Source organism: Vibrio sp. R-1 (genome assembly GCF_035615595.1).
GTDB lineage: Bacteria > Pseudomonadota > Gammaproteobacteria > Enterobacterales > Vibrionaceae > Vibrio > Vibrio cholerae.
On record NZ_WPDC01000105.1, the window covers coordinates 1 to 10,045 of the forward strand.

The 10,045-nt window shown below is 50.4% G+C and carries 7 protein-coding genes and 1 pseudogene; 4 read left to right on the forward strand and 4 right to left on the reverse strand.

Annotation, left to right across the window (positions count from 1 at the left end; translation table 11 throughout):
- The 3 genes and pseudogenes from GOU96_RS15595 to GOU96_RS15605 form a co-directional block, all read left to right on the forward strand.
- Positions 1-78: pseudogene (locus tag GOU96_RS15595) on the forward strand (ABC transporter); the annotation flags it as partial.
- Complete coding sequence (locus GOU96_RS15600) at positions 75-2,522, forward strand: ABC transporter permease (protein ID WP_267781078.1); 2,448 nt, start codon at positions 75-77, stop codon at positions 2,520-2,522. The pseudogene GOU96_RS15595 and the gene GOU96_RS15600, both read left to right, overlap by 4 nt.
- 506 nt (positions 2,523-3,028) lie before the next feature.
- Positions 3,029-4,462 carry an FAD-dependent oxidoreductase gene (locus tag GOU96_RS15605; RefSeq protein WP_267781076.1) on the forward strand — a complete coding sequence of 478 codons (1,434 nt, stop codon included), beginning with the start codon at positions 3,029-3,031 and terminating at the stop codon, positions 4,460-4,462.
- A 51-nt stretch (positions 4,463-4,513) separates the two neighbouring features.
- On the opposite strand, the gene GOU96_RS15610 is transcribed toward GOU96_RS15605, so the two are convergent.
- The 3 genes from GOU96_RS15610 to GOU96_RS15620 form a co-directional block, all read right to left on the reverse strand.
- On the reverse strand, positions 4,514-5,443 hold the full coding sequence (locus GOU96_RS15610; RefSeq protein WP_042988343.1) for a biotin-dependent carboxyltransferase family protein: 930 nt from the start codon (positions 5,441-5,443) through the stop codon (positions 4,514-4,516).
- 86 nt (positions 5,444-5,529) lie between these two features.
- Positions 5,530-6,240, reverse strand: a complete 711-nt coding sequence (locus GOU96_RS15615) for a 5-oxoprolinase subunit B family protein (RefSeq protein WP_267781072.1) — start codon at positions 6,238-6,240, stop codon at positions 5,530-5,532.
- A 3-nt stretch (positions 6,241-6,243) separates the two neighbouring features.
- Positions 6,244-6,984 (reverse strand): 5-oxoprolinase subunit PxpA, encoded by a 741-nt coding sequence (locus tag GOU96_RS15620; RefSeq protein ID WP_001882609.1) that lies wholly within the window; start codon positions 6,982-6,984, stop codon positions 6,244-6,246.
- Between the two features lie 320 nt (positions 6,985-7,304).
- On the opposite strand from GOU96_RS15620, the gene galE reads away from it, so the two are divergent.
- Positions 7,305-8,321 carry a UDP-glucose 4-epimerase GalE gene (gene galE, locus GOU96_RS15625; RefSeq protein WP_000866938.1) on the forward strand — a complete coding sequence of 339 codons (1,017 nt, stop codon included), beginning with the start codon at positions 7,305-7,307 and terminating at the stop codon, positions 8,319-8,321.
- 90 nt (positions 8,322-8,411) lie between these two features.
- Here the strand turns inward: galE and GOU96_RS15630 are convergent, their stop codons facing one another.
- Positions 8,412-9,833, reverse strand: coding sequence for a methyl-accepting chemotaxis protein (locus GOU96_RS15630; protein ID WP_042988341.1), 1,422 nt, complete (start codon positions 9,831-9,833; stop codon positions 8,412-8,414).
- Positions 9,834-10,045 lie beyond the last annotated feature (212 nt).

Consider the following 10,045-nt stretch of genomic DNA (forward strand, 5'->3'; position numbering starts at 1 on the left):
ACGCATGACCCTAAACTCGCGCAGCGTTGTCAGCGACGATTTTTTATGCAAGCGGGTGAGCTGGAGGAGCGCGTATGAAGGCCTTGCCTCCCGCATCGCTCAATCGCCGCTTACTGCGTTGGAGCTTAAGTGAAATTCGTCACGGGCAGTTATGGCCGGTGACTGTTGCGCTAACCTTAATCATTGCCTCGATTTTTGCATTAACCGCGCTCGCGCAGCGTATGGAACAAGTGATTGTGAAACAAGGGCGTGATGCGTTAACCGCTGATACGGTATTTGTTTCGGGCAACCCACTTCCTGAGTCCTTATTGACCCTGACCGCGCAGCAAGCCAGTCAAACTTCACAAATGACCCGTTTTGCGACCATGGCCTTTAGCGATCAAGGCATGCAGTTAGTCACTGTCAAAGCGGTAGATAGTGCTTATCCACTGCGTGGTGAGATGCGTTTAAGTGATGGTCAGCAAACCTTTAATCATGTGGCGAGCAACCAACTTTGGCTTGAACCGCGAGTAAAAGATCAGTTAGGGGTGGATATCGGTGACAATGTCACGATTGGTGATGCGGATTTTGTGGTCAGCGGTGAAGTGTTGGAAGAGCCAGGACTGAGCTTTAATCCATTCCAGCAAATGCCATCGGTTTACATCCATGCTTCTGATGTGGATAAAACTGGCGCGATTCAGCCGGGGAGTCGGGTGCAATTTAGCCTATTTATGACTGGTGATGACTCTGCGATCGAATCGATAAAACAACAAGTGAGCTTAACGGCGAGCGATCGCTGGCGTGATCAAGAAAGTGGCAGCCGTACTAATGAGGTGTTTGAACGCACTCAACAGTACTTATCACTGACCGTGGCGATTGTGATCTTGATGGCCGCGACCACCTTAGTGCTGACCTGTCAGCATTACGTTTCCACCCGCACGCATACGATTGCGATGTTAAAAAGTCTCGGAGCAAGTCGCCGCTGGTTACGCCGTTGGTTAGCGTTGCAAGTCGGATTGTTATTGGTATTTGCGGTGGTGTTGGGCAGCGTCATTGGTGTTGGGCTGGAGTCGCTGCTGCGTTTGCCACTAAAAGATTTGTTGCCCGACCCGCTCCCCAGTTACGGTTTGCGTCCGCTGTGGATTGCACTTGCCAGCAGCTTATTGATTGCGGTGCCGGCTCTTGGGATCCCGCTGGGACGTCTATTGAGCGTGAGTGCGGTTGCGGTCATGCAGCCGGTGGCGGCGCAAACTCGTTGGCAGCGCAATCTACTGCTGATCATGGTACCGATTGTGCCGCTACTGCTGGTGTATTGGCAAAACCAACTGATCTGGATTGTGCTGATCGGTATTGTGGTGCTGTTTGCAGTGTTAGCGGTGGTCAGTGTTCTGGTGACTCGTCTGCTGGCTAAGCTACCGCTTAATCCTGCGATGGCATTGGCTCTGAGCCGAATTAACCGCTCTGGTGCAGCAAGTGGTTTGCAGTTTGGCGCGTTAGCCCTCTCTTTGATGTTGCTGGCCATCATCTGGTTAGTGCGTACCGATTTGCTCTCAGATTGGCAGCGCACCTTGCCGGAAAATACGCCGAATGCGTTTGTACTCAACATCAGTGAATCCGAAAAAGCCAGTTACCTTGCAGCATTAGATACAGCAAGCATTGAGCGCTCTGCTGCTTATCCCATCATGCGTGGGCGTTTAACGCATATTAACGGTCAAGAGGCGAAACAATACGCGCAAAATGGTGAAGAGAGTTCAGATGCGCTGCGCCGTGAGCTGAATTTAACCTGGGCAGAGCAGTTACCCGATTACAACCCCATTTTGCAAGGAGAGTGGCAAAGCCAAAATGGCGTATCGGTTGAGCAGGAAGTGGCGAGCGATCTCGGGCTTAAACTTGGGGATACGTTGACGTTTATGATCAATAGCCAAACAGTGAGCGCGCAAGTGAACACCATTCGCCAGGTCGAATGGCGTGAAATGAAGCCCAATTTTTACTTCATTTTTAGTCCGGACGTGGTGCAAAACTTGCCAGTCAGTTATTTGATCAGTTTCCGCATTCAGCCCGAACATGATGCCTTGCTCGGTCAGCTCTCACGGCAACACCCGACGGTGAGCTTGATGGACATTCGCACCATGGGAGCCAAAATCCAAGCCTTGTTGACCCAAATTGTTTGGTCTGTGACGGTGTTGGCGGCACTGGGTGTGCTAGCAGGGGTTTTGCTGATTTTTACGTTGCTGCGCTTAAGCCTCAGTCAGCGTCAGCAGGAGATCCGCCTGTATCGCACGCTAGGAGCGAGTCGCCGCCGAGTTATGCACACCATTTGGGCTGAGTATGGAGTGATGGCGTTAGTCGGAGGGTTAGTGGCCAGCGTGAGTGCTGATGCAGTCGTCGCTGCGGTCATGAAATGGGGATTTAGCCTGACACCGAGTCTGCATATGGCGCTGTGGTTTGTGCTCCCTGCGTTGACTTTTTGCACACTTGCTGCGGTTGTGAGCAGTTTGTTGAAACGCCTGTTAGCCCCCGTCAATAAAGCCTTCAGCGATTGAATATTGGGGTAAATGGGTTAGTTATCCACAAAATCAGTGGATAACTTTTGGGATAAGTAAAGTAGCGGATGAAGGGGGTTGGGTTGCCAGCCCCGTAGTGGCCGAGGTTTGCGAGGATCGGTTATTCACAAAGTGGTGAAAAGGGAAAAATGGCAAATCTCAGTCAAGCGTTTTTTTGACTTTTTTCGGCTAAAAATCGGCTTTGTGAGCCATGAGTGCGCTTGATCAAAAAACCTTATGTTACAGGTTGTTTTTTGTTACTTAAGGTCAAATTAGGCAAGCCATTTGCAGTCACTAAATCGTCAATTTTCTATGGCATGGTAAAACTTGAATCTCTCCCGATAACCGCTTGGGGCGGGAGAAAAATCTACACCCGTGACCTGTTTGGTCAGGATTGAGTGATCGGCCGAGGATAAGTCCGCGTAAAAAATGTGATTTTATTAACGTTTCATACCCTTTAGAATGGCGACCACATTTCTTAGCCTTGATGTAACAGTAGGTAAAATATGACATTGCGATCTCAAGATCCCCGAATTGCTATCATAGGTGGCGGTATTGCTGGTGTGACGGCGGCCGTCCATTTGGGTGAGCTGGGACTCAATGTTGTCCTGATGGAAAAAAGTGCTGGTTTAGTCAGTGGGCCACCGATTTGTCATCTGCATGCCGGGGGCAATCTCTATCGAGAAATTTCCGAGCAGCAGTGTATCGACCTATTGGAGCAGTCAATTGAAACGGTACGTCTTTATCCACACACTTTAAATGTTCGCCCAACCTTGATTGCTATCCCGCAATCCGATCCGGGTCAACCCGAAGAAATTCTGCCGCGCTTAGTGACCATTCAAAACGCGTATCGTAAGTTGGTGGAGCAAGATGCGGCCAATCAAGTGCTCGGCGCGGTCGATAATTACTATCGCTTGTATCAGCGTGAAGAGTTAGAGCGTTTGGCGCAGCAGCAACAATCCAATCCACCGCAAAGCGATGATGAGTGGGTGATTCCGTTTGCTCAGCATGCCGATCTTACACAGCTCAAATACCCTGTCGTGTTGGTTCAAGAATACGGTTGGAGTGTGTTTCGCTTAGCGGCCAGTGTCGATCTGACTCTCGAAGCCTTACCCAATTGCCAAGTGATGTTGCGCACTGAACTGGTGGATGCCACGTTTCAAGACAACCAGTGGCGATTGACTTATCTTGATGCGCAAGGGGAGCGCCATACTCAAACTGTGGATTATCTGGTCAACGCTTGTGGCTTTGAGACAGGGCGAGTGGACGATATGGCTCGCCACCATAGACAGCGTTTGGTGGAGTTTAAAGCGGCGTATGTCACTCATTGGCCTGCATGTCATCAGTGGTGGCCAGAAGTGATTTTCCATGGCCCACGTGGTAGCGAAGATGGTATGGCGCAGCTTACCCCTTATGCCGATGGCACGTTCCAACTGCATGGCATGACGGAATCTATCACCTTGTTTGCGGATGGTTTGGTCGCCTCGACTCCGACATCCGCGCAGCCACAGCTGCCTTTGTATCTGCAACACAAGATTGAGCGTGGCTGGCCGATGTCGGCACAAAAAGAGCGCACTGTGCGTGCGATACAGCATATGAGCCGCTTTGTGCCCAGTTTTGATAATGCGGAGTTTGCGGGTACACCGCTATTTGGTGCGCAGCAGATCCCCGGTGACGATGTGACACTGCGTGCGGCGGACGTCAGTTTTGAAGCCAATCAGTACGCGAGACTCGAGGTGGTCAAAGGTTCATCGGCGCTGAGAGCCGCTCGCCAATTGGTTGCGGTTTGGCAACTTAAGCCAGATGCTGGTGAGCTATCGATTGAGACTGAGCATCCATGCAGTATGGCCTTCACTGCGCAGCAGGTGGAGCAGCAGGCGATACGCTTATGCCACGCGCGTGGTTATCCCGCCGCGTTAGCCAAGGTGTATGGGCTTTAAAGTCTCAATAACGGAAGTTTTAAAAACGGAAGTTTCAAAAAACGGAAAGGATCAGTAACCGAAAAATCGCGCCCACTGACACCACACCGCTTGAAGCCCAGCGAGATCGCCAGCGACAAACCGTACGGAATGTCCCGGCTTGGCTTGCGCTAAACGGGGCAGATCGATTCTCGCTACACAACCTAGCTTGGGATAACCGCCAATGGTCTGCCGATCATTGAGCAAAATGATTGGCTGACCATTCGGCGGAACTTGAATCGCCCCCAAGGCAATCCCCTCAGAGAGAATGGTTTGATCCGGTGGCGATATGGTTTCACCTTGCAAGCGATAGCCCATGCGATCGCTGTTTGGGGTCACGATAAACTCGCTGCGGTAGAAGCTTTCCATCGCGGATGGTGAAAACGCTTGATATTGATAACTCTCAATCACGCGCAATCGCAGTGGTAAGTTGTAATCAGGTCGAAAGCGAAACGTCATCTGCACCGGTTTCTGGGCAATCTGCTGCGCGGAAAATGCTAAGTCATCACCCGTTTGCAGTGACAGCCCTTGCGATGTCAGTCCCCCTAAGCCTTGCCGAACATGGGTAGATACAGAGCCCAGTTGTGGAGAGACCGTAAACCCACCTTGAACTGCAAGATAGGCGCGTAGCCCGTTGCGTGGTAAACCAAAGCGCAGCGTTTGTCCTTGCTTGGCATAAAATCGGCTCCAATTGGCGATGGGGCGACCGTCTAGCGTGGCATTGAGATCGCCTCCGGCAATCGCCAATTGCGCGTCGCTGCGTAAAAGAAATTCCGCTGGACCGAGCGTGATTTCTAGGGTGGCGCAATTGACGGGATTAGCGAGTAAATGGTTGGCCCAACTGTAGGCGTATTCATCGAGAGGGCCGGAAGGGGTGATCCCGAAATGACTGAACCCATAGCGACCCAAGTCGTGAAGTAGCGTGAGTGGCCCCGCTTTGAGCACGTGCAGCTTACCTAGCATGTTCCTTCCTTATGGAAAATATTCCCTTCTTATTCCTCTGTTACCCTGGCAACTGTTACCTGAGGCAGCTCTGGGTGTTGGCCATCTTAAGCTCTGTGGATTGAGTACGGCTCAATCACACCGCCCAACTGAATAAACTCATCACGTTCAATCGAGCGAAATCGCACTTGAGTGCCAATCTGCCAAGGTGACATCGGCTCTTGTTTCGGGTCAAACAAGGTTTGCGGACAGTTACCGATAATGTTCCAGCCGCCCGGAGAGGCGTTGGGATAAATGGCCGTTTGTTGCTCGGCAATCCCTACGCTGCCTTTGGGGAGCATTAGGCGCGGGGTTGCACGTCTCGGGCGGCGCAGCGGCTCGGCGACTTGAGTCATAAAGGCAAAGCCGGGAGCAAAGCCAATCGCCGCCACGGTGTAAGTCACAGAAGTATGCAACTGAATCACCTCTGCTAGTGAAAGCCCTTGTTCCTGATAGCGAATGAGGTCAAGTCCCACATCAGGATGGTAGTACACGGGGAGCTCAATGAGATTGGCGTTCGCGTGGTTGGCCTGTCGCGGTTGATTAAGCAGTAAAGTCAACTGCGCCACCAACTCCTTTTGTGTTAAACGGTAGGGTAAATAATCAATCAGCAAGGTGGTGTAAGAGGGAGTGACGTTCATCAGTCCATAGGCCAAACTCTGCATGATGTCATGCGCACATTGGCCAATATGCATCGCTAAGGCTGCATCAGCCGGATGCTGAAAGCGCACCAGTATGCTACCTTCCGCAATCGGCTCAATTTCAAATGGGATGGACATGGCCTACTCATCCAACGCAGCACGAATTCTGGCAATGAGCGACACGGCGTTTGGGTTATCGCCGTGCACACATAAAGTATCTGCTTCAATCGGGATAACGAACCCATCAGAACTGGTGACTTTGCCATAACGGGCGATTTGTCGCACTTGGTTGAGAATGGCTTCTTCGCTACTGAGTACCGCATTGGGTTGTGAGCGCGGTGTCAGCTTGCCATTGGCGAGATAGGTACGGTCGGCAAAAGCTTCAAACAGCAGTGGTACATCAAAACGGTCCGCAATATCGAGATAGTCTTGATTGTTGGCAGAAGCGAGCACCATCAAAGGCAGGTTAAAACAGGACACGGCATCGACCACCGCACGAAAGATGCTCGGGTCGCTCATCATGTCGTTATACAGCGCGCCATGAGGCTTCACATAGCTCAATTGGCCATTTTTACTTTCACACAGCGCCTTCAGTGCGCCGACTTGGTAAAGAATGATTTCACTCACTTCTTGCTCATTCATCGCCAACGAGCGGCGACCAAATCCTTGCAAATCTGGGTAGCTAGGATGGGCACCTATCATCACTTCATGCTCAAGCGCTAAATCTATCGTACGGCTCATAACATGAGGATCGGACGCGTGAAAGCCACAAGCGATATTGGCCATATCAATCCAAGGCATCACTTCTTCATCGGCCCCCATGGTCCAGACGCCGAAGCTTTCGCCCATATCGCAATTGAGTTGGATTGTCCGTTTGCTCACTGATGTACATCCTTCTGTAAACTCTGCCCGCTAAAGTAGCGAAAAAGAGTGATTTCGTCAGCCGAAATTAGGGTTTGGTCAATAAATTTTGCGGGTTTTGGAGCATTCTGAATCAAGTGCAATGCCACAAATGGTCCGGATTGTCCGCCTCTCGCCTTCTTTTCGCCACAAGGGGATATTTAAGAGCTTAAATCTGGATCGCAGATTTGAACCATTTGCTTCAGGTATAGTGCAGTCTATTTTTTTAATCCAGAGGCATCAATGCTTTGGCGATCGCTGAAAAGCCGTTACAATCGCCGAAAACATGAAGGAGGCTAGGCATGAAAGTATTGGTTACAGGTGGCATGGGTTACATTGGCAGTCACACCTGTATTCAGATGATCCAAGCGGGTATGACCCCAGTGATCCTCGATAATTTATACAACAGTAAAGCAACGGTCCTTGATCGTATTGAAAAAGTGATTGGTGTTCGTCCTCAGTTTGTGCAAGGGGACATCCGTGATAAAGCTTTGCTGGTTGATCTCATGCAACAGCATAACATTGAGGCGGTTGTGCATTTTGCGGGCCTCAAAGCGGTGGGTGAGTCCGTACAAAAACCGCTCGAATATTACGATAACAACGTGAATGGCACCTTAGTTTTGGTGGCGGCGATGCGTGAAGCTGGCGTGAAATCGCTGGTGTTCAGCTCATCTGCAACCGTATATGGCGATCCTGCGTCTGTGCCGATCACCGAATCTTTCCCAACCAGCGCGACCAACCCATATGGGCGCAGCAAATTGATGGTGGAAGAGTGTTTGACCGATTTTCAAAAAGCCAATCCAGACTGGAGTATTACGCTACTGCGCTACTTTAACCCGGTTGGCTCTCATCCCTCTGGCGAGTTGGGTGAAGATCCACAAGGCATCCCTAATAACTTGATGCCGTTTGTTTCTCAGGTTGCGGTAGGGCGCCGCGAGTATCTTTCCGTGTTTGGTAGCGATTATCCGACCAAAGATGGCACAGGGGTGCGTGACTACATCCATGTAATGGATCTGGCGGACGGTCATATTGCCGCGCTGCAAAAAGTCGGCACTCGTGCGGGTCTGCATATCTACAACCTAGGCACAGGGAATGGCTACAGCGTGCTTGAAATGGTGAAAGCGTTTGAAGCGGCTTCGGGTTGCGCTGTCCCTTATAAACTGGTGGAACGTCGTCCGGGGGATATCGCGGAGTGCTGGGCTGATCCGACAAAAGCTGCGCAAGATCTCGGCTGGAGAGCAACCCGCACCTTAGATGAAATGACGCAAGATACTTGGCGCTGGCAGTCGAATAATCCGCAAGGTTACCCAGAAGCTTAAACAGTCATTAGTGACTGTTGCTATTGAATACAAACGCCCATCATGATTGATGGGCGTTTGCTTATGCACATCGCTGAGTTGAAACCTAAATTAGGTGCGGTAGCGCGCGAGGATTTCCCCTAAATTACGTGTCGCTTGAGTAATTTCACTGACACCTTGCGATGTCTGCTCTGCCACACGGCGCAGCGTGTTGGACTGGCTGCGAATATCACTTAGTTCGGATGAAATATCGCTGGCAACCGAGCTCTGTTCGCTGGCTGAAGTGGAAATTTGCACACTGAGATCATTGATAAGCTGCGCCGAATGCGCGATGGCTTGTACATCGTTACCTACTTCACTGACCAATTGGCTGCTGGTGTGTGCTTGGCTCACCGTCTGCTCGGTAAGTTTGGCGATGTTTTGGCTTTCCACCTGTAGCTTTTCAATCATGGCTTGAATTTCCACCGTGGCCGATTGAGTGCGACTGGCCAAAGTGCGGACTTCATCGGCAACCACTGCAAAACCTCGACCTTGTTCACCGGCGCGAGCTGCTTCAATGGCGGCATTGAGTGCCAAAAGATTGGTTTGCTCTGAAATGGCATTGATGGTGGTGATCACCGCATTAATCTGCGTTGCATTGGTGTTGAGGGTTTCGACTGAGGATGACGCTTGGGCGATGTAACGTGAGAGCTGTTCAATATCTTGAATCGCTTTTCTTACTCGCTGCTGGCTGCGTTCAACCTGCTTGGTGTCTTGTTCCGTTTGTTCGGTGGCACGCTGTGAGGTCGTCGAAACTTCGGCTGCTGAAGCCGTCATCTCTTCCATCGCGGTGGCCACCGAATCGAGCGAACTGTATTGATTCTGAATCTGTATTTCCGATTCTTTCACTTCGTGAGCAAAAGTCATTGCGGCGTCACGCAGTGTGGCGCTGTTTTGTTTTACGGCCACAATCAGTTCTGCAAGTGTATCCATGGCTTTATCGAGCGCACAACCAATCGTACCGAACTCATCACGTCCGGGATGGAAACCGAGTCGTGACGTAAGATCGCCTTCAGCGATTTTTTGGGTGGTGGTGTAAAGCACCCACAAGGCACCACCAATAAAGGTCGCGACCCAGTAAGTGAAAATGGCAAAAGGAATGGCCCACAAATAGGTGAGTAAAAAGCTGCGCAGGGCTTGCTCGCGAGCCGGCTGCTCATACTGTTTCATTGACTCTGTATAGGCATAGACCTGGCCGTTTTTGCTAGTGGCACTGGCTGTGACGACACCTTGTGAATAGATCGTGTCGCTTACGCGATTTTGCACTTTCAGTACGGAAAGTTGGCTAGGGTCGGGATGGTTGAGTAGCCCTTGTAATTTGTATTCCACTGCCAATTGAGACTGCTGCTCAATGCTGGCAAGAGTGTGCCAATAGCGCATACCTGCAATGGTGGTGATTGCGCTTAAAAACAGTAAAAAGATCACCCACATCTTGTCGTTAATCGACATGCGAATGAACACTCGGTCAATCGTCCTGAATTGAACTTCTCTCATGATGGCTCCTGCATAGCAAAAATAGCTGGCACAAGTTAATCATATTCAAGTGACAAAAGTGAGATTCATGTTCAATAAAAATGAAAGAATAAGAGAGGATTATTTCAATAATGAGATTTACATCAAGAAGTCGAGTTGCATAAAAATAGGGCGAATAGAAGCCTATTCGCCCTTAAAATCTGCTTTTATCTTTAAATGCTACCTAAGTCATA